This is a genomic window from Streptomyces sp. SM18 (genome assembly GCF_002910775.2).
GTDB classification, from domain to species: domain Bacteria; phylum Actinomycetota; class Actinomycetes; order Streptomycetales; family Streptomycetaceae; genus Streptomyces; species Streptomyces halstedii.
Genome location: NZ_CP029342.1, coordinates 1,254,371 through 1,272,248 on the forward strand (window position 1 = coordinate 1,254,371; position 17,878 = coordinate 1,272,248).

The 17,878-nt window shown below is 73.3% G+C and carries 20 protein-coding genes; 4 read left to right on the top strand and 16 right to left on the bottom strand.

What is annotated here, in order from left to right:
• Positions 1-44: 44 nt before the first annotated feature.
• Positions 45-1,142, top strand: coding sequence for a phosphatase PAP2 family protein (locus B9S64_RS05465; RefSeq protein WP_109491975.1), 1,098 nt, complete (start codon positions 45-47; stop codon positions 1,140-1,142).
• Positions 1,143-1,210: 68 nt separating this feature from the next.
• On the opposite strand, the gene B9S64_RS05470 is transcribed toward B9S64_RS05465, so the two are convergent.
• Both B9S64_RS05470 and B9S64_RS05475 read right to left on the bottom strand, forming a co-directional pair.
• On the bottom strand, positions 1,211-1,426 hold the full coding sequence (locus B9S64_RS05470) for an I78 family peptidase inhibitor (protein WP_103489151.1): 216 nt from the start codon (positions 1,424-1,426) through the stop codon (positions 1,211-1,213).
• A gap of 411 nt (positions 1,427-1,837) precedes the next feature.
• Positions 1,838-3,118: a glycosyltransferase family 4 protein gene (locus B9S64_RS05475; protein WP_103489152.1), complete on the bottom strand. Its 1,281-nt coding sequence runs from the start codon at positions 3,116-3,118 to the stop codon at positions 1,838-1,840.
• Positions 3,119-3,451: 333 nt separating this feature from the next.
• On the opposite strand from B9S64_RS05475, the gene B9S64_RS05480 reads away from it, so the two are divergent.
• Together B9S64_RS05480 and B9S64_RS05485 are read left to right on the top strand one after the other, a co-directional pair.
• Complete coding sequence (locus tag B9S64_RS05480) at positions 3,452-4,231, top strand: hypothetical protein (RefSeq protein WP_103489153.1); 780 nt, start codon at positions 3,452-3,454, stop codon at positions 4,229-4,231.
• Between the two features lie 182 nt (positions 4,232-4,413).
• Positions 4,414-4,719, top strand: coding sequence for a hypothetical protein (locus B9S64_RS05485; RefSeq protein WP_103489164.1), 306 nt, complete (start codon positions 4,414-4,416; stop codon positions 4,717-4,719).
• A gap of 67 nt (positions 4,720-4,786) precedes the next feature.
• On the opposite strand, the gene der is transcribed toward B9S64_RS05485, so the two are convergent.
• The 5 genes from der to aroH form a co-directional block, all read right to left on the bottom strand.
• Positions 4,787-6,256: a ribosome biogenesis GTPase Der gene (gene der, locus B9S64_RS05490; RefSeq protein ID WP_103489154.1), complete on the bottom strand. Its 1,470-nt coding sequence runs from the start codon at positions 6,254-6,256 to the stop codon at positions 4,787-4,789.
• A gap of 67 nt (positions 6,257-6,323) precedes the next feature.
• Positions 6,324-6,980: a 1-acyl-sn-glycerol-3-phosphate acyltransferase gene (locus tag B9S64_RS05495; RefSeq protein ID WP_103489155.1), complete on the bottom strand. Its 657-nt coding sequence runs from the start codon at positions 6,978-6,980 to the stop codon at positions 6,324-6,326.
• On the bottom strand, positions 6,977-7,693 hold the full coding sequence (cmk, locus tag B9S64_RS05500; RefSeq protein WP_103489156.1) for a (d)CMP kinase: 717 nt from the start codon (positions 7,691-7,693) through the stop codon (positions 6,977-6,979). Before cmk ends, B9S64_RS05495 begins: the two co-directional genes overlap by 4 nt.
• 112 nt (positions 7,694-7,805) lie before the next feature.
• On the bottom strand, positions 7,806-8,891 hold the full coding sequence (locus tag B9S64_RS05505) for a prephenate dehydrogenase (RefSeq protein ID WP_103489157.1): 1,086 nt from the start codon (positions 8,889-8,891) through the stop codon (positions 7,806-7,808).
• Entirely contained in the window at positions 8,888-9,250 is a 363-nt protein-coding gene (gene aroH, locus B9S64_RS05510; RefSeq protein ID WP_028443886.1) for a chorismate mutase, read from the bottom strand. The genes B9S64_RS05505 and aroH overlap by 4 nt, the downstream gene beginning before the upstream one ends.
• Before the next feature lie 120 nt (positions 9,251-9,370).
• On the opposite strand from aroH, the gene B9S64_RS05515 reads away from it, so the two are divergent.
• Entirely contained in the window at positions 9,371-10,087 is a 717-nt protein-coding gene (locus B9S64_RS05515) for a DNA polymerase beta superfamily protein (protein ID WP_103489158.1), read from the top strand.
• Positions 10,088-10,157: 70 nt separating this feature from the next.
• Here B9S64_RS05515 and B9S64_RS05520 read toward each other — a convergent pair whose 3' ends face one another.
• The 9 genes from B9S64_RS05520 to B9S64_RS05560 form a co-directional block, all read right to left on the bottom strand.
• On the bottom strand, positions 10,158-10,793 hold the full coding sequence (locus tag B9S64_RS05520) for a 1,4-alpha-glucan branching protein (protein ID WP_103489159.1): 636 nt from the start codon (positions 10,791-10,793) through the stop codon (positions 10,158-10,160).
• Between the two features lie 74 nt (positions 10,794-10,867).
• Positions 10,868-11,890 (bottom strand): ADP-ribosylglycohydrolase family protein, encoded by a 1,023-nt coding sequence (locus B9S64_RS05525; protein ID WP_103489160.1) that lies wholly within the window; start codon positions 11,888-11,890, stop codon positions 10,868-10,870.
• Positions 11,887-12,630: an NUDIX domain-containing protein gene (locus B9S64_RS05530; RefSeq protein ID WP_103489161.1), complete on the bottom strand. Its 744-nt coding sequence runs from the start codon at positions 12,628-12,630 to the stop codon at positions 11,887-11,889. The genes B9S64_RS05525 and B9S64_RS05530 overlap by 4 nt, the downstream gene beginning before the upstream one ends.
• Positions 12,627-12,827, bottom strand: a complete 201-nt coding sequence (locus tag B9S64_RS05535; protein ID WP_103489162.1) for a hypothetical protein — start codon at positions 12,825-12,827, stop codon at positions 12,627-12,629. The genes B9S64_RS05530 and B9S64_RS05535 overlap by 4 nt, the downstream gene beginning before the upstream one ends.
• A 129-nt stretch (positions 12,828-12,956) precedes the next feature.
• Positions 12,957-14,099: a pseudouridine synthase gene (locus tag B9S64_RS05540; protein ID WP_109491976.1), complete on the bottom strand. Its 1,143-nt coding sequence runs from the start codon at positions 14,097-14,099 to the stop codon at positions 12,957-12,959.
• Positions 14,099-14,749 carry an SMC-Scp complex subunit ScpB gene (gene scpB / locus B9S64_RS05545; protein WP_103488758.1) on the bottom strand — a complete coding sequence of 217 codons (651 nt, stop codon included), beginning with the start codon at positions 14,747-14,749 and terminating at the stop codon, positions 14,099-14,101. The genes B9S64_RS05540 and scpB overlap by 1 nt, the downstream gene beginning before the upstream one ends.
• Positions 14,746-15,891, bottom strand: coding sequence for a ScpA family protein (locus B9S64_RS05550; RefSeq protein WP_109491977.1), 1,146 nt, complete (start codon positions 15,889-15,891; stop codon positions 14,746-14,748). Before B9S64_RS05550 ends, scpB begins: the two co-directional genes overlap by 4 nt.
• 103 nt (positions 15,892-15,994) lie before the next feature.
• Complete coding sequence (locus B9S64_RS05555; protein WP_109491978.1) at positions 15,995-16,570, bottom strand: hypothetical protein; 576 nt, start codon at positions 16,568-16,570, stop codon at positions 15,995-15,997.
• Positions 16,567-17,685, bottom strand: coding sequence for a ParA family protein (locus tag B9S64_RS05560; protein WP_103488579.1), 1,119 nt, complete (start codon positions 17,683-17,685; stop codon positions 16,567-16,569). The genes B9S64_RS05555 and B9S64_RS05560 overlap by 4 nt, the downstream gene beginning before the upstream one ends.
• Positions 17,686-17,878 lie beyond the last annotated feature (193 nt).

The window sequence follows — 17,878 nt, forward strand, 5'->3', positions numbered from 1 at the left end:
GGGATGGACCGGATCACACACTCACTCGCTGTAACGTCCATTGCGTGCGTACCGACATCTTTGCCCGTCTGGACCGGGAGCCGGAACCGCCGAAGATAGAGATCCCGCGGATGAGCCGTCACCGCATCGCTCTCTTCGGCGGGACTTTGGTGTTCTATCTCGCCATCGTCGTCGCCGTGCTGGTCTCGTCCTGGCTGGTGGCTCTCGACTGGAAGGTCATGCTCTTCCGGCCGTACCAGCAGTGGCCCGAGCTCCACGCCTTCCTCGACTACTACGTCGTGCTCGGCCAGCGCGGCCCCACGGCCGTGATGGTCGCCGCCTGGCTCGGCTGGCGCTCCTGGCGGCAGCACACCCTGCGCCCCCTGCTCACCCTGGGCACGGCGCTGCTGCTGCTCAACGTGTCGGTGGGCGCGGTCAAGCTGGGCCTCGGACGGCTCGGACCGCACTACGCCACACAGATCGGCTCCGCCGAGCTGTTCGCCGGCGGCGATATATTCCCCTCGGGTCACACCGCCAACGCCGTGGTGACCTGGGGAATCCTCGCCTATCTGGCGACCACGCCGCGCGCCCGGCGGTATCTCTCGGCGCTCTCCGCCTTCGTCTCGCTGGGCGTGGGCCTCACGACCGTCTACATCGGCACCCACTGGCTCAGCGACGTCCTGCTGGGCTGGGCCGCGGGGCTGCTGATCATGCTGGCGCTGCCCTGGTTCGAGCCGCTCATCACCCGGGCCGAGGTCTGGATCCTCTCGGTACGGGAGTCGTGGCGCGCCCGCCGCAGGCTGCGCGGGCCCGCAGAGGGCGTTGCCGGACCGCCCGTACCGGCCCTGGCGCCGCGGACCACGGACGGCGTCCCGGAGACGGGCGCCGGGCACGTCGAAGAGACCGGCGCCCCGGCGGCCCCGCAGGTCGTCGACGGTCCGGGAGACGCGGGGCCGACGCCCGGTGGCCCCGCCACCGATCCCCCGGCGGGCGGTCCCCCCGGGGCGGCGGGCCGCTCACGGGCCCACTCGGCGCATCCCGTGCGCTCGGAGCGGACACCGCTCGGCCCGGCGGTCTCCCGCCGCCCCCCGCACGCGGACCGCGCGCCCCGCAGCAGCCCGGCCCCGGCCCGCCCGGTGGCCGGAGGACCCGTCGCCCCCTGACACCCGCGTCTCGTGTACGCCTGCGGGCCCCGGCATGTGCCGGGGCCCGCAGGCGTACACGGGGCGGTTCAGCCGACCCAGCAGCGGGTCACCGTCGCGTCGGCCACCTCGAAGTTGATCCGGCCACCCCGGAACTCCATGGTGATGACCGTGCCGGGGGCGAGGGCCCGGACGGTGGTCCAGCCCCGCGCTCTGGCGCGCTGTTCGGCCGTCCCGGCGTCGAGGCCGACGTAGGACGCGGGGGTGTCGTCCGGCTGGGCGGGAGGAGTCGGTACGGATGCCATACCCCTCACCGTAGGGGCCGGGGCGGCGGGACGGAAGCGGGACCGCCCGGCCGCCGCCGCATACCCAGGTACCCGGGCGGTCACGCTTGTGTCACAGGATCCCCACACCTGTTCCCGTGGTTCCACTTCACCCGAACGGGCAGTTCCGCCGCCGGGAAAATGAATTGCCCGGCTGCTCACGAAAGGGACCGCGGCACCCGCCGGGGATAAATACCGGCGGGCGGGTGCGGCCGATTTCCTCTCCGCGCGGTGGGAAATGTGAAGATGTGCGCCACCTGGAATTCACGCCCTCTTATGCGGCCTTATATTCCCGTGGACCGCGCACCGGACCGCACGTGGACCGCGCTCCGGACCGGGTCCCGTGCTCCGTGGACCGCGCTCCGGACCGCCCGGCACCCGCCCTCCGCCGCGTCAGCGCCCGCCGCCCCGGAGCACCCCGGCCGCCTTGTAGCGCAGCGCGTACGCCCCGTCCAGCACGGTCCCCCTGGAGCGGTGCAGCACGGTCCGCACGGCACTCCGCGACCGGCGCGAGGAGCCCTCGGCCCTCAGCTCCGTGAAGAGCCTCTCGTGCCGCTCCGCGATCGGGGCCGGGTCGAACCGGGCCGAGGAGTCCAGTGCCGCCCGCCCCATCCGGTGCCGCAGGGCGTCGTCGTCGACCAGGGAGAGCAGGGCGGCCGCGAAGGCGGGCGTGTCCCCCAGCGGCACCAGCCGTCCGTCCGAGCCGTCCCGGATGATCTCGGCCGGGCCGTGCGGACAGTCGGTGGCCACGACCGGCAGGCCGCCGCGCATCGCCTCCACGATGGTCATGCCGAACGACTCCCGCTCGGAGGTGACGGCGGCGATCGAGGCCTTCGGCCACTCCGCCTCCATGGGGTCGACCGACCCCATCAGCCGCACCCGCTCCCGCAGCCCGAGCTCGTCGACGAGCCCGCGCAGCGCCTTCTGCTCGTTGCCGGTGGCGTCTCCGGCGCCGTAGATCCGCAGTCCCCACTCCGGGCGGACGGCCGCCACCTCGGCGAACGCCCGCACCAGGACGTCGTACCGCTTCACCCGGTGCAGCCGGCCCGCGGCCACGATCCACTTGGCCTCACCCGTGGCCGGGGGGTGCGCGGGTGCCGGGACGCCGTTCGGGATGGCCTCGATCCGCACGCCCGGCAGCCGCAGCCCCTCGCGGTAGTCCCGGGCGTCGGCCTCGGTCACCGTGGTCACGGCGTCCAGCAGCGCGTACCGGTGCCGTATCTCCCTGCGGAGCCGGTAGCCGTGGCTCTCCAGGGTCAGGTGCTCCTGGCCGACGCGCACCGGGCCGCGCCGCGCCTGCCTGCTGATGTGGACGTTGAGGCCCGGACGCGTACCGACGACGACGTCCGCCTCCAGAGCGCCCAGATGCGCGGCGATCCGGGCGTCGGTGAGCCCGCTGTACTGCTGGTGCCTCGTGTCGCCGCGCGGAAAGACGGTGGCGGGCCGGGCGTGCCCGGCGTCCGCGCCGTCGTACCCCGGGCTCTTCTTCCGCAGGTCCACGAGATGGCTCATCCGCACACCGTCGGGCGCGCCCAGCTTGGGGCTGTCCCGGTGCCGGAAGACGGAGACGATCTCCACGTCGTGGTGCTCCGCCAAGGTGCGCGCGAGCGTGAAGGTGGTACGGATCGTTCCCCCGATGCCGTACGCGTTGTGGAGCAGAAAAGAAATGTGCATTACGCGGTCGTTTCCCCTGGTCGACTGGTCTGTGACGGACCTTACGCGGCGTCAGGAAGGGCCACAGCCCGGCCACAGGAGTCGTACAGAGTCGTGACAATTCGAACTGAGGGCCGTACGAGCCGCAGGACCGCCGCGTACACGCCTCCCCACGCCGCCCCGCGTCACTCCCCACGGCGCCGCCGAATCGCTTTCGCGATCTGTCGACCTGTCGCCCTGCCGACACCCGGGCCGCCCGGTCCCGATTCGCGCGTGACCCCCGCACCGGATCGAACGTTGTCTTCATGAGCCGGGAACCGCCCGGCCCACGCCCCGAGTTCGAGGAGCCACCCCGTGCCGCGCATGCTCGACGTCAGCGAGGACGTACGTGCCGAGATCGGCGACGCCGAAGCCGACCGGCTGCTCGTCGGCGACAGCGCCCCAGGCAGTTACGACTGCACCTCCTGCCGTACCCCCGGCGACTCCGACCAGGAACGCACCAGCACCGTGCTCTTCGTGGGCGACGAGACCGCCGTACTCGCCTTCGCCCACGCCACCTGCATCCCCTCACAGGTCGTCAACGTCGCGGAGGACCAGCTCAAGGGCGCCATGCGGTCCATCACCGGAGACGAGTCGCAGACCCCGGAGGGGCTCATGCCCGAACAGGCCGTCCTCGGCATCACGAGCGGTCTCGTCCTGATCGAGGACGACCTGCGCCCCGCCCTGGTCGTCGAACCGACCGGCCCGATCGCCAGGCCCGGCACGGACGGCCGCGGCGGCGACCAGTTCCTCCAACTGCTGCTGGAGCAGGGCTTCCAGCCCACCCAGGACATGAACCGGCTGCCGGGGGTGCTTCCCGGCTGGTCGGTGCTGCTCGCCGCGGGCCGGCTGCACGCGGTGCTCCAGCCGGGTCCCGGCGGCGGCCAGGTCGCCTGGTGGCAGGCCCATCAGCCGCTCCAGGTGACTGAGGGCTGGCGTACGGCGGCGAACAAGTCGCAGTCGGTCCTGGTCTTCGCCGCCCCGGTCGGTTCGATCGGCCAGCAGCCGCGCGAGGACCTGCTGCGTGACGCGCTGGACAAGGCGGCGGCCAACGCGGTGCTGGTCGCGGCGATGATGCCGCTCGCCGGGACCTGACGGGTCCGCTCCCGCCCGCGCCGGGCCCCACACCGGCCGGGTACCCGGCACGCCCGGAGCACGCGGCTGCCCGCCCCGCGGCGTTTTCTCCGTCCGGCCCGCATCCGACGGGCGGTGGAGTCGTTGGCACCTATGTGCACTCATACGACCCCTCCCGCCAGCGGCAGAGCCCGATCCCGGCCATGCGTCCCGCATGGGACCCCTCGGCCGGCCGGTCCCCCACCCCGATCTACGACGCGCTGTACGCCGAGTTCCGCCGGTCGTTCAGGGCGCTTCCCGGGGACCGGACCGGGGAGGAGAACCTCGGCTTCAGAGGGTTCGGCATCGGGATGTTCCCCGGCCGCGCCCCGCTGACCGGCCGGGCGGCGGCCACCGGCCCGGGCAGCCAGAGCACACACGCCCCGCACGCCGGTTCCTGGCAGCGGGTCGGACGGCACGCCGGGAACGCCCGCCCCGCGGCGCTGCCTCCGGGGTCCACGGACGCCTGAGGGCACGGCGAAGCCCCGGACCCCCCGGCTCGCGCGCGGGGGGTGCGGGGCTTCGCCATGGGCGCTCCTACTTCGCGCGGCCGCGCTTCTCGCGCACCCGCACGGAGATGTGCAGCGGCGTGCCCTCGAAGCCGAACTCCTCACGCAGCCGGCGCTCGACGAAGCGGCGGTAGCCGTGCTCCAGGAAGCCGGAGGCGAAGAGCACGAACCGCGGCGGCTTGGTGCCGGGCTGGGTGCCGAAGAGGATCCGGGGCTGCTTGCCGCCGCGCACCGGGTGCGGGTGGGAGGCGACGATCTCCCCCAGGAAGGCGTTCAGCCGGCCGGTGGGAACGCGGGTCTCCCAGCCGTCGAGCGCGGTCTCGATCGCCGGGACCAGCTTCTCCATGTGCCGGCCGGTGACGGCCGAGACGTTGACGCGCGGGGCCCACGCGATCTGGGCGAGCTCGGTCTCGATCTCGCGCTCCAGGTAGTAGCGGCGCTCCTCGTCGAGGGTGTCCCACTTGTTGAACGCGACGACGACGGCACGGCCCGCGTCCACCGCCATGGTGATGATCCGCTGGTCCTGGACGCTGATGGACTCGCTGGCGTCGATCAGGATGACGGCGACCTCGGCCTTCTCGACGGCCGCCGCCGTCCGCAGCGAGGCGTAGTAGTCGGCGCCCTCCTGGAGGTGCACCCGGCGGCGGATACCGGCGGTGTCGATGAACTTCCAGGTGGTCCCGCCGAGCTGGATCAGCTCGTCGACCGGGTCACGGGTGGTGCCCGCGAGGGCGTTGACGACGACGCGGTCCTCACCGGCCACCTTGTTCAGCAGGGAGGACTTGCCGACGTTGGGGCGGCCGATGAGCGCGATGCGGCGCGGGCCGCCGAGCGCGGTGCCGAACGTCTGGGCGGGGGCCTCGGGCAGCGCCTCCAGCACGGCGTCGAGCAGGTCACCGGTGCCGCGGCCGTGCAGCGAGGAGACCGGGTGCGGTTCGCCGAGGCCCAGCGACCACAGCGTGGTGGCGTCGGCCTCGCCGCTCTGCCCGTCCACCTTGTTGGCGCACAGCACCACGGGCTTCCCGGCCCGGCGCAGCAGCTTGACGACCGCCTCGTCGGTGTCGGTGGCGCCGACGGTCGCGTCGACCACGAAGACGACCGCGTCGGCCGTCTCGATGGCGTACTCGGCCTGGGCGGCGACGGAGGCGTCGAGGCCCAGCACGTCCTGCTCCCAGCCGCCGGTGTCCACGACCTTGAAGCGGCGGCCGGCCCACTCCGCCTCGTAGCTGACGCGGTCGCGGGTGACGCCGGGCTTGTCCTGCACGACCGCCTCGCGGCGGCCGATGATCCGGTTCACCAGGGTCGACTTGCCGACGTTGGGGCGGCCGACGACGGCGAGTACGGGAAGCGGTCCGTGACCGGCCTCACCGAGGGCGCCCTCGACGTCCTCGGGGTCGAACCCCTCCTGCGCGGCGAGCTCCATGAACTCCGCGTACTCGGCATCGCCAAGTGCTCCGTGCTCGTGGTCCGAGCCCTCGGAGTGAATCTGGTCGTTCATGAAGTCCGTTCCTCTTTGCGTCATCATCGATGGGCCACGATCGCGCGGCCCACTACTCATGTCTCGCTCAGCGCCCGGTGAGGCGTCTGGCCTTTTCCAGGTGGGCGGTCAGCCTGCCCTGGATCCGCAGCGTCGCCTCGTCCAGCGCCTTCCTGGTCCGCCGGCCGCTGCCGTCACCGGCGTCGAAGGCGTCACCGAAGACGACGTCCACCCGGCTGCGCAGCGCGGGCAGGGCGGGTATCAGCCGTCCGGCGCGCTCGGTGCTCCCCAGCACCGCCACGGGGACGACCGGCGCCCGGCCGCGTACCGCGAAGTACGCGAGGCCCGCCCGCAGGGAGGCGAAGTCGCCCTCGCCCCGGGTGCCCTCGGGGAAGATCCCGAGGGCGCCGCCGTTCTCCAGGACACCGAGGGCCTGGGTGACGGCGGTGCGGTCGACGGTCGTACGGTCCACCTTCAGCTGCCCGATTCCCCGCAGGAACGGGTCGAGCGGACCGACGAACGCCTCCTTCTTGATCAGGAAGTGGACGGGCCGGGGCGCGGTGCCCATCAGCATCGGCCCGTCGATGTTGTGCGCGTGGTTCACCGCGAGTATGACGGGTCCGGCGGTGGGCACGCGCCACGCTCCGAGCACCCGGGGCCTGAACAGCCCGTACATGAGCCCGATGCCGATGCGGCGTCCGACGGCCGCTCCGCGCGGGCCGGGCGCGGTGGTGGCTCCGGTCATGTGGCGACCCGCTTCTCCCCGACCAGGGTGACGACGCACTCGATGACCTGGGAGAGGGTCAGCTCGGTGGTGTCCACCTCGACCGCGTCGGCGGCCTTGGCCAGCGGCGAGGTCGTACGGCCGGAGTCGGCGGCGTCCCGCCTGATCAGCGCTTCGCGGGTCGCGGTGAGGTCGGATCCCTTGACCTCGCCGCTGCGGCGGGCGGCGCGGGCCTCCGGGGACGCCGTCAGGAAGATCTTGATGTCGGCGTCGGGCAGCACGGTGGTGCCGATGTCGCGGCCCTCGACGACGATGCCCCCGCCGGCCGCGGCGGCGATGGAGCGCTGGAGCGCGGTGATCCGGGTGCGCACCTCGGGGACGGCGCTGACGGCGCTGACCTTGGAGGTGACCTCCTGGGTGCGGATCGGGCCGGAGGCGTCCTCGCCGTCCACGGTGATCGTGGGGCCGGCCGGGTCGGTGCCGGAGACGATGACGGGCTTGGCCGCGGCGGTGGCGATCTCGGACGGGTCGCTCACGTCGACGCCGTTGTTCAGCATCCACCAGGTGATCGCACGGTACTGGGCGCCGGTGTCCAGGTAGCTCAGGCCGAGCTGGGCGGCGACGGCCTTGGAGGTGCTCGACTTGCCGGTGCCGGAGGGGCCGTCGATGGCGACGATCACTGCGGCCGGGGCGGTCCGGGCGGCGGCGCTTACGGTTTCCACGGTGGTGGACACCTTCCTGGTACACGGGGTGGGCGGAGCGGGGCCACGGGACGGCCTCCTCCAAGGTTACCGAGTGCCCGCCGCGCCCTTGTACCCCTGTCCCGGACCGGGCCCGGGGCCGGTCCTACGGGCGGATGGGCCAGCCGCGCTCGCCGAGCGCGGCGCTCAGCGCGGGGGCCGCGCTGGGCTCGACCATCAGCTGGACCAGGCCGGCCTGCTGCCCGGCCGCGTGCTCGATGCGGACGTCCTCGATGTTGACCCCGGCCCGCCCGGCGTCCGCGAAGATCGCGGCCAGTTCGCCCGGCCGGTCGCTGATGAGCACGGCCACGACCTCGTACGCCGCCGGGGCGGCACCGTGCTTCCCGGGCACCCTGACGCGCCCGGCGTTGCCGCGGCGCAGGACGTCCTCGATGCCTCCGGTGCCCGTGCGCCGCTTGTCCTCGTCGGCGGACTCCAGGCCGCGCAGGGCCCGGACCGTCTCGTCCAGGTCCGCGGCGACCCGGTCGAGTACGTCGGCGACGGGTCCGGGGTTGGCGGAGAGGATCTCCATCCACATCCGGGGGTCGGAGGCGGCGATCCTGGTGACGTCCCTGATGCCCTGCCCGCACAGGCGTACGGCGGTCTCGTCGGCCTCCGCGAGCCGGGCGGCGACCATCGAGGAGATCAGCTGCGGGGTGTGGGAGACCAGGGCCACGGCCCGGTCGTGGGCGTCGGCGTCCATGACGACGGGGACGGCACGGCAGAGCGCGACCAGCTCCAGGGCGAGGTTGAGGACCTCGGTGTCGGTGTCCGGGGTGGGGGTGAGCACCCAGGGGCGGCCCTCGAAGAGGTCGGCGGTGGCCGCCAGCGGTCCGGAGCGCTCCTTGCCGGCCATCGGGTGGGTGCCGATGTACGGGGCGAGGCCGACGCCCAGCGCCTCCAGCTCGCGGCGCGGGCCGCCCTTGACGCTGGCCACGTCCAGGTAGCCGCGGGCGACGCCGTCCCGGATGGCGCCGGCCAGCACGGAGGCGGTGTGCGCGGGCGGTACGGCGACGACCGCCAGGTCGACCGGCCCGTCGGGGGCCTGTTCGGTCCCGGCTCCGAGCGCGGCGGCCGTCGCGGCGGACGAGGGGTCCCGGTCGACGAGGTGGACCGTGACGCCCCGCCCGGCGAGGGCGAGCGCGGCGGAGGTGCCGACCAGTCCGGTACCGATGACGACTGCTGTTCTCACTGGGCGATGTCCTTGCGGAGGGCGCCGGTGGCGCCGAGGTAGACATGGCTGATCTCGGCCTTGGAGAGATATGTCTCCACATGGGCCAGGACACGGACGACGCGGGGCATCGCCCCGGTGATGTCGAGCTCCTGGGCGCAGATCAGCGGGACGTCGACGATGCCGAGCCCCCGCGCGGCGGCCGCCGGGAAGTCGCTGTGCAGGTCGGGGGTGGCGGTGAACCAGACGCTGATCAGATCGTCGGCGACGAGCTGGTTGCGTTCCAGGACGGCCGTGAGCAGGGCGCTCACCCGCTCGTCCATGTGTCCCGCTTCGTCCCGTTCCAGCTGGACGGCTCCACGGACCGCTCGTACCGCCACGTCGTACCCCTCGTTCCCTCGTGCTGCGTGCGCTGTCAAGCCTAGAGGTGCGGCGGCACTGGTGGTCACCGTGCTCTGTGGGTGAGACACGGCGGCGGGGGCGCGCGTACCCTCGCGCGCATGATCACCCCTGAGCCGGCGGCGCTCGTCCGCGACCACACGGTCTACGCGTGCGTGACGGGCTCGCGCGCCTTCGGGCTGGCCACCGCGGACAGCGACACCGACCGGCGCGGCGTCTTCGTCGCCCCGACCCCGCTGTTCTGGCGCTTCCGCAAGCCGCCGACACACGTCGCCGGGCCGGCGGACGAGCAGTTCTCCTGGGAACTGGAACGCTTCTGTGAGCTGGCCCTGCGCGGCGACCCGAACACACTGGAGTGCCTGCACTCCCCGATCGTGGAGCGGATCGACGCCACCGGGCGCGAACTCGTCGGCCTGCGGGGGGCGTTCCTGTCCCGCCGCGCCCACGAGACCTTCGTCCGGTACGCGCGGAGCCAGTCGCGGAAGCTGGAGGCGGACGTCCGGACGCACGGCGCTCCGCGCTGGAAGCACGCCATGCATCTGCTGCGGCTGCTGACGAGCGGCCGGGACCTGCTGCGCACCGGCGAGCTGCGGATCGACGTCGGTGACGCCCGCGAGGAACTGCTCGCGGTGAAGCGGGGCGAGGTCCCCTGGGCGGAGGTGGAGCGCCGGGCGGCCCGTCTCGCCGAGGAGAACGACGCGGCGCTGACGCGTTCGCCGCTGCCCCCGGAGCCGGACCGGGACCGTGTGGAGGACTTCCTGGTCCGGACCCGGAGGGCGTCGGCGAACGGCGGACCGGGCGACCGTACGAACGGCTGAGGCCCGCCCCCGCCGACGGGCCGCCCGCGAACGGCTGCGCCGGTCTCCGCCTCCGCCGACGGGACGTCCCTCAGCCGCGCAGGGTGAAGAACACCCCGCGTGCCTCGCCCCCGTCCGGCAGGCGCCAGCCCGCCGCGACATGGGCCGCCCCCTCGGCGGAGGCGTCCGGCCGCAGCACGCGCGTCACGGAGAGGGTCACGCCCTCCGCGTCCGGCCGGCTCTCGGCGCCCCGCTCGCCGTCCTGGACGGCCACCGCCCCGGACACGGCCGGGAGGGTTCCGGCGGCGTGGACGGTGACGGTCGGGTCGGGGGTGTCGCTCACACTCTGGGCCTGCGGCTCGGCCCGTCCCTGGAACAGGGCGAGGACCTGGGCGACCAGGACGGGGTCCTGGACCCCGTCGTACACCCAGCGCCGTCCGAGGACCCCGTGCTCGGAGGTGCCGATGAGCGCCTGGTCGGCGCCGTCGACCGGCGCACCGCGGTAGGTGAGCGGTACGTGGTACGAGACGGGCCGGTCGCCCGAGGTGTCCGTGACGACCATGAACTCCATGCCCACCTCCCCCTCGGGGTCGTCGAGCCGGAAGCCGCCGACGCGGTCGAGCCTCGGCTCGCCCCTCCCGGCCGCGTACCAAGGCCGGGTGGGCAGCCAGGCGCTGAGGAGCTCCGTCTTGCCGGGCTCCATGGTCGTTCTGTGGATGACAGCCATGCCTGGCCAACTCCCCGCGCGCCCGCCGTGTTCCTCCGGGGCGCCGGACGGGCGAGCCCATGGCGCCCGCGCTCTCAGGCGTCCCAGAGCGCCCCCAGTGACAGCAGGTCGCTGCGGTACTCGATGCGCTCCGACCACTCCTGGGGCCAGGCGCCCGGCCCCAGGTGCGCCCCGGCGAACGCCCCCGCCAGACAGGCCAGCGAGTCGGAGTCGCCCCGGGTGCAGGCAGCCCGGCGCAGGGCGGTGACGGGCTCTTCGGGAAAGAGCAGGAAGCAGTGCAGGGCCGTGGCGAGCGCCTCCTCGGCGATCCAGCCGTCCCCGGTCCGCTCGCAGGGATCGGTCTCCGGTGACGGACGGCGCAGGGCGTCCTCGACGGAGGCCAGGGCGGCCAGGCACTCGTCCCAGCCGCGCCGGATGTACGCCTCGGGTGAGGCGTCGCCCGCGTGGCGCCAGAGGTCACCGAGCCAGCGGTGCGGGTAGCGGTCGCGGTTCTCCTCGGCGTACCCGCGCAACTGGCCGAGCAGGCCCGCCGGTTCGGCTCCGTGGGCGAGCAGGAACACCGCACGGGCGGTGAGGTCGGAGGCGGTCGGGGCCGTGGGGTGCCCATGGGTGAGGGCGGCCTGGAGCTGGGCGGCACCGGAACGCTGCTCCTCGCTGAGGCCGGGAACCAGTCCGAGGGGGGCGACCCGCATGTTGGCGCCGCAGCCCTTGGAGCCGGTCTGGCTCGCCTGCTGCCAGGGCCGGTCGTCCGCCAGCAGCCGACAGGCCGTCATGCAGGTACGGCCGGGGGCGCGGTTGTTGTCCGGGGAGCGGTGCCAGTCCACGAACTCCTGCCGCAGGGGCCCGACGAGCCGCTCGGGCGTGAGCGGCCCCTCGTCCATGGCGGTGCGTACGGCGCGCCCCAGGGCGAGTGTCATCTGGGTGTCGTCGGAGACGACCGCGGGCTTCGGGAGCCGCATCTCCCGCCAGGGACCGTACTTGGCGAGGATGGAGGGGACGTCGTTGAACTCGGTGGGGAAGCCCAGCGCGTCGCCGAGCGCGAGCCCGGTCAGCGTGCCCGAGGCCGCCTGGGTGGTGAGGGTTCTGGCCGGGATCATGGTGTCCGTCCTTCCGGGCGCCCTTCGGGACGCAGGAGTGGTGGGTGCAGGGCGGTCGCGGCACCCGCCCGGTAGAGGGCGGCGGGTTTGCCCCGGCCGCCGGTGCGGCGCGGGGGGCCCTCCACGGCCTGGACGAAGCCGGGTGTGGTGAGGACCTTGCGCCGGAAGTTGGGGCGGTCCAGCTCGACGCCCCACACGGTCTCGTACACCTGCTGGAGGTCGCCGAGGGTGAACTCGGCGGCGCAGAAGGCGGTCGCCAGGCAGGTGTACTCCAGGCGGGCCCCGACGCGGTCGTACGCGTCCGACAGGATGCGGTCGTGGTCGAAGGCGAGAGGGCCGGTGCGGCCCGTCTCCCACCAGCGGGCGTGCGCGGCGTCCCCGCCGCCGCGCGGTTCGGGCAGGTCGGGGACGAGCGCGGCGTACGCGACGGAGACGACCCGCATCCGGGGGTCGCGGTCCGGGTCGCTGTAGGTGCGCAGCTGTTCGAGGTGGAAGGCGCACACGGAGCGCTGGGTGAGTCCGGTCTCCTCGGCGAGCTCACGGCGGGCGGCCTCCTCCGCCGATTCCCGGGGCCGCACGAAGCCGCCGGGCAGCGCCCAGTGGCCCTTGTACGGGCCCTCGCCGCGCTCCACGAGCAGGACGTGCAGCCGGCCTTCGCGGACGGTGAAGACGGCGAGATCGACGGTGACGGCGAAGGGGACGAAGGCACGGGGGTCGTACCCCTCGGGGGCCGCGCTCATCGCCGCTCGGCGCGGGTCACGGCGAAGTCCCGGAGACAGGAGCGGAGTTCGTCCGCGACGACGGCGGCGACGGCCGGACGGACCGGTGCACCTGATCCACCCCCGTGGGTCCAGGTCCACCGGCCGTGCGCGACGGGGGTGACGAAGGCGGCTCGCGGTCCGGTGTCGGCGTGCGGACCGGCCTGGGCGAGTACCACGCCACCCCTCCCTCTTTAATGGTCACCCTGACTATAAAGAAGAAACGGCGACAGCAGAAGACCCGCGGCCGGTTCTCTGTTCGAAACGACGAACGGAGAACCGGCCGCGGGCCGTCGGATGCCCAGGGGTTACAGGCCGACCTCGCGCATCAGCATGCCCACCTCGGTGTTGGTGAGCCGGCGCAGCCAGCCGGACTTCTGGTCGCCCAGCGGGATCGGTCCGAACGACGTACGCACCAGGCGCTCGACCGGGAAGCCGGCCTCGGCCAGCATCCGGCGGACGATGTGCTTGCGGCCCTCGTGGAGGGTCACCTCGACCAGGTAGTTCTTCCCGGTGTTCTCGACGACCCGGAAGTGGTCGGCACGGGCGTACCCGTCCTCCAGCTGGATGCCGTCCTTGAGCCGCTTGCCGAGGTCGCGCGGCAGCGGTCCCTGGATGGCGGCCAGATAGGTCTTCTTCACTCCGTACCGGGGGTGCGTCAGACGGTGGGCCAGCTCGCCGTGGTTGGTGAGCAGGATGATGCCCTCGGTCTCCGTGTCGAGCCGGCCGACGTGGAACAGCCGGGTCTCACGGTTGGTGACGTAGTCGCCGAGGCTCTGGCGGCCGTCCGGGTCCCCCATGGTGGAGACGACCCCGGCGGGCTTGTTGAGGGCGAAGAAGAGGTACGACTGGGTCGCCACGGTCAGGCCGTCGACCTTGATCTCGTCCTTCTGCGGGTCCACGCGCATGCCCTGTTCGAGGACGATCTCGCCGTTGACCTCGACCCTGGCCTGCTCGATGAGCTCCTCGCACGCCCGGCGGGAGCCCATCCCGGCCCGTGCGAGGACCTTCTGCAGCCGCTCGCCCTCCTGCTCGGCGCCCGGGTGGGTCTTAGGCGTGCGGACCTCCGGCTTGTCCGCGTACCGGTCGCGGTTGCGCTGCTCGATCTTGGCGTCGAGCTCGCGCGGCCGGGCGGGCGCGCCCTGGCGGCGGCCGCCCTTGCTCACGTTCTGCGCGGGCTTCGGGCCGCCCTTGGCCCCGCCGCGCGCGGCCGCGCCACGGCCCTTGCGCGGCCCGGCGCCCGGCTGGTCGGTGCCCACGTCGTAGCGGCGCTCCTCGGGGCGGGGGTCGCGGGGGCGCTGTTCCCGCTTGTCGTCGCGGCCTCCCGCGCCACCGGCGCCGCCCCCGGCCTTCGGCCGGAAGGAGCCGCCCGAGCCGCTCCGGGGATTCCGGTTGCCGCCGCTCTTGCCGCCGCCGCCGCCGCTTCCGCTGTTCCTGCCACTGCTTCGCATCAAAATTCCGTCTTGTCGTCTGCGTGAGTTTCCGGGGTGTCCGGTGCGTCCGGATCGAACGACGGCACACCCTCTGGCGTCTCAGCCTCGATCGCGTCCGCCTCCGGGAGGAAGGGCGCGAGTTCCGGGAGCTCGTCCAGGCCTCGCAGGCCCATGCGCTCCAGAAAGTAGTTCGTCGTCCTGTACAGGATCGCACCTGTTTCCAGTTCCGCGCCCGCCTCCTCGACCAGACCCCTCTGGAGCAGGGTCCGCATGACTCCGTCGCAGTTCACCCCGCGCACGGCGGAGACCCTGGACCGGCTCACCGGCTGACGGTAGGCGACCACGGCGAGCGTCTCCAGGGCGGCCTGGGTGAGCCGGGCGTGCTGGCCGTCCAGGACGAAGCCCTCGACCGCCTCCGCGTACGCCGGGCGCGTGTAGAAGCGCCAGCCGCCCGCGACGAGCCGCAGGTCGAAGCCCCGGCCCTGGGCGGTGTACTCGTCGGCCAGCTCCCGCAGCGCGTGCGCGACGGCCCTGCGGGGGCGCTGCACCACCTTGGCGAGGTGCTCCTCGGTGGCGGGCTCGTCGACGACCATGAGGACCGCCTCCAGCGCGGGCCTGAGGTCGAGCCCGGCGACCCCGGTGCCGGGCCCGTCGTCGTGTGCGTTCATTCCTCCACGTCCTCCCGTGCCTCGCGGACCTCTTGGTCGAACTCGTCCGTCACGAGCGGTTCGGTCCCTTCGGCGCCCGCCCACCGCACCAGCAGCTCACCGAGGGCCTCCTCCTGGTCGAGGGCGACGGCCTTCTCCCGGTAGAGCTCCAGCAGCGCCAGGAAGCGGGCGACGACCGTCAGGGTGTCCGGCGCGTCCTCGGTGAGCGCCCGGAAACTGGTCTCGCCCTCCGCGCGCAGCCGCGCCACCACCACCTCGGCCTGCTCGCGGACGCTGACCAGGGGGGCGTGGATGTGGTCCACGTACACCTGGGGCTCGGGTCTGGGCTGCATCGCCTTCGCGGCGAGCCGGGCGAAGCCGTCCGGGCCGATGCTGATCACGACCTCGGGCAGCAGCTCCGCGTGGTGCGGCTCCAGGCCGACGGTACGGGGGTGGCGGCGGGCCTCGGAGTCCAGCCGGTCCTGGAAGATCTCCGCGACCCGCTTGTACGCGCGGTACTGGAGCAGGCGCGCGAAGAGCAGGTCCCGGGCCTCCAGGAGGGCGAGGTCCGCCTCGTCCTCCACCTCGGCGGTGGGCAGCAGCCGGGCGGCCTTCAGGTCGAGCAGGGTGGCGGCGACGACGAGGAACTCGGTGGTCTGGTCGAGGTCCCAGTCGGGTCCCATGGCGCGGATGTGGGCCATGAACTCGTCGGTGACCTTCGAGAGGGCGACCTCGGTCACATCGAGCTTGTGCTTGGAGATCAGCTGGAGCAGCAGGTCGAAGGGCCCCTCGAAGTTGACCAGCCGCACGGTGAACCGCCGCTCGTCCCCGCCCGCGGCCTCCGCCGCCGCCTCAGCGGCATCCGGGACCGCCAAGGCCTCCTCGCCCGGCGGGGCGGTCGCCGCGGCCGCTTCCCCGGCGGGCACGGTCCCGGCGGCCACGCTCCCGGCGGCCCGGTCCACGGCGGCCGGCTCCTCGACGGCCGCGTCCAGGCCGGCCACGTCCGCCGTGACCGCCTCCACGGTGGCCGGGTCCGTAGCGGGCCCGCCCGGCGCCGGTGGCTGACCGGCCGCCGCCGGCGCGGCCTTCGGCTGCGGCCCGCGACCGAGGGCACGGCGGAAGGCACGGCGGAGCGGGCGGGGCGGGTCGTGGGCTGTCGGCATGTGCTGGGGTCCAGGGGTGCGGCGGCGGGTCGGGCATCGGGCCCTGAGGCCGGACCGCCCCTCCGGCGGCCCTCTCCCCCGCAGGCTACCGGCGCCGCGCCGGTCAGCGGCCCCGCAGCCGCCGTACGAGGATGCTCGCGTCGCCCCGCGACTCCAGGTCGGCGAGCACCACGGCGACCGCTTCGCGGACGATGCGCCCACGGTCCACGGCGAGACCGTGTTCACCGCGCAGGACGAGCCGCGCGTGTTCGAGGTCCATCAGTTCCTCGGCCGACACGTAGACGGTGATCTTCTCGTCATGGCGTTCCCGGCCGCTGGGCCGGCGGTTGGCACCCCGGCCGCCCCCGCGCGCGCCGCGCTGCGGCTGGGCGGGCGCCGCCTCCTGCGGCGGGGCGCTGCGCGGCTGCGGCGGGGCGGGGTCGGCGCGCCGGTGGGGCGTGCCGCCGTCGGACTCCGTCGCGGAGTGCTCCTCCCGGGCCGGGGCAGCCGCCGGTCCGCCGGCGGGGTCGCGCGTCCCGCCCTGACCCGCCGGTTCCGCCGCCGGGGAGTCGTTCGTCCCGCCCGGCGGGGGCACCTGCGCCTCGCCGGTGGCCTTGCGTCGCCTCTCGGCGGGGGAAGAGGCCTGGAGGCCCATGCCCCCGGTCGTACGGAACAGCTCGTCGGCACCGGGCAGACTCACTCGGCGTGACACCGGGCGAGCACCTCCCTGGCGAGCTGGCGGTAGGCGGCGGCACCGACCGAGTTGGAGGCGTACGTGGTGATGGGCTCACCGGCGACGGTGGTCTCCGGGAAACGGACCGTACGGCCGATGACCGTGTGGTAGACGTGGTTGTCGAAGGCCTCGACGACGCGGGCGAGCACCTCGCGGCTGTGCACCGTACGCGAGTCGTACATCGTGGCGAGGATGCCGTCGAGCTCCAGCTCCGGGTTCAGCCGCTCCTGGACCTTCTCGATCGTCTCGGTGAGCAGGGCCACCCCGCGCAGCGCGAAGAACTCGCACTCCAGCGGGACTATCACCTTGTGAGCGGCCGTCAGGGCGTTCACGGTGAGCAGGCCGAGCGAGGGCTGACAGTCGATCACGATGTAGTCGTAGTCGGCCAGCAGCGGCTTCAGGGCGCGCTGGAGCGTCGACTCGCGGGCCACCTCGCTCACCAGCTGCACCTCGGCGGCGGAGAGGTCGATGTTGCTCGGGAGCAGGTCCATGTTGGGCACGGCCGTCTTCAGCAGGACCTCGTCGGCGGCCATGCCCCGCTCCATGAGCAGGTTGTAGACGGTGAGGTCGAGCTCCATCGGGTTGACCCCGAGGCCGACCGACAGGGCGCCCTGCGGGTCGAAGTCGACGAGCAGGACGCGTCGTCCGTACTCCGCGAGTGCGGCGCCCAGGTTGATGGTCGACGTGGTCTTGCCGACGCCGCCCTTCTGGTTGCACATCGCGATGATCTTGGCGGGACCGTGATCGGTCAGCGGACCGGGAATCGGGAAGTACGGCAGTGGGCGGCCGGTCGGGCCGATCCTCTCGCGGCGCTGGCGAGCGGCGTCGGGCGCGAGGGTGGCCGCGTACTCCGGGTCGGGCTCGTACTCGGCATCGGGGTCGTAGAAGTGCCCCTCGGGCACCTCGGCGAAGTCGGCGAGGTGGGCGGAATCTCGGCCACTCTCGTTGCCGGCCATGGCGTTCACGTGTAGGCCGTCCATCATCTGGGGGGCTGTCGTCATGTGCGGGTGGGTGGCGAGGGTGCGGACTGCGACGGAGCCGACAGCTTCGAGCCCGCTCGGGCTCAGACCCCGTACAGGCATCCCTGGTCGACCACCCCCGGGAGTAATTGTCGACTCATTCACAAGTCGTCTTACCTCCTTGGATGTGACCAGGAAACTTATCGATAGGTCAGCGTGGCACCATGCCGACGATTGGCGACTCTATGGCGTGTCACCGGTTCGCAGCAACACAATCCGCCGGACCCGGCCGGATGTGTCGGCAATCGAACACCCT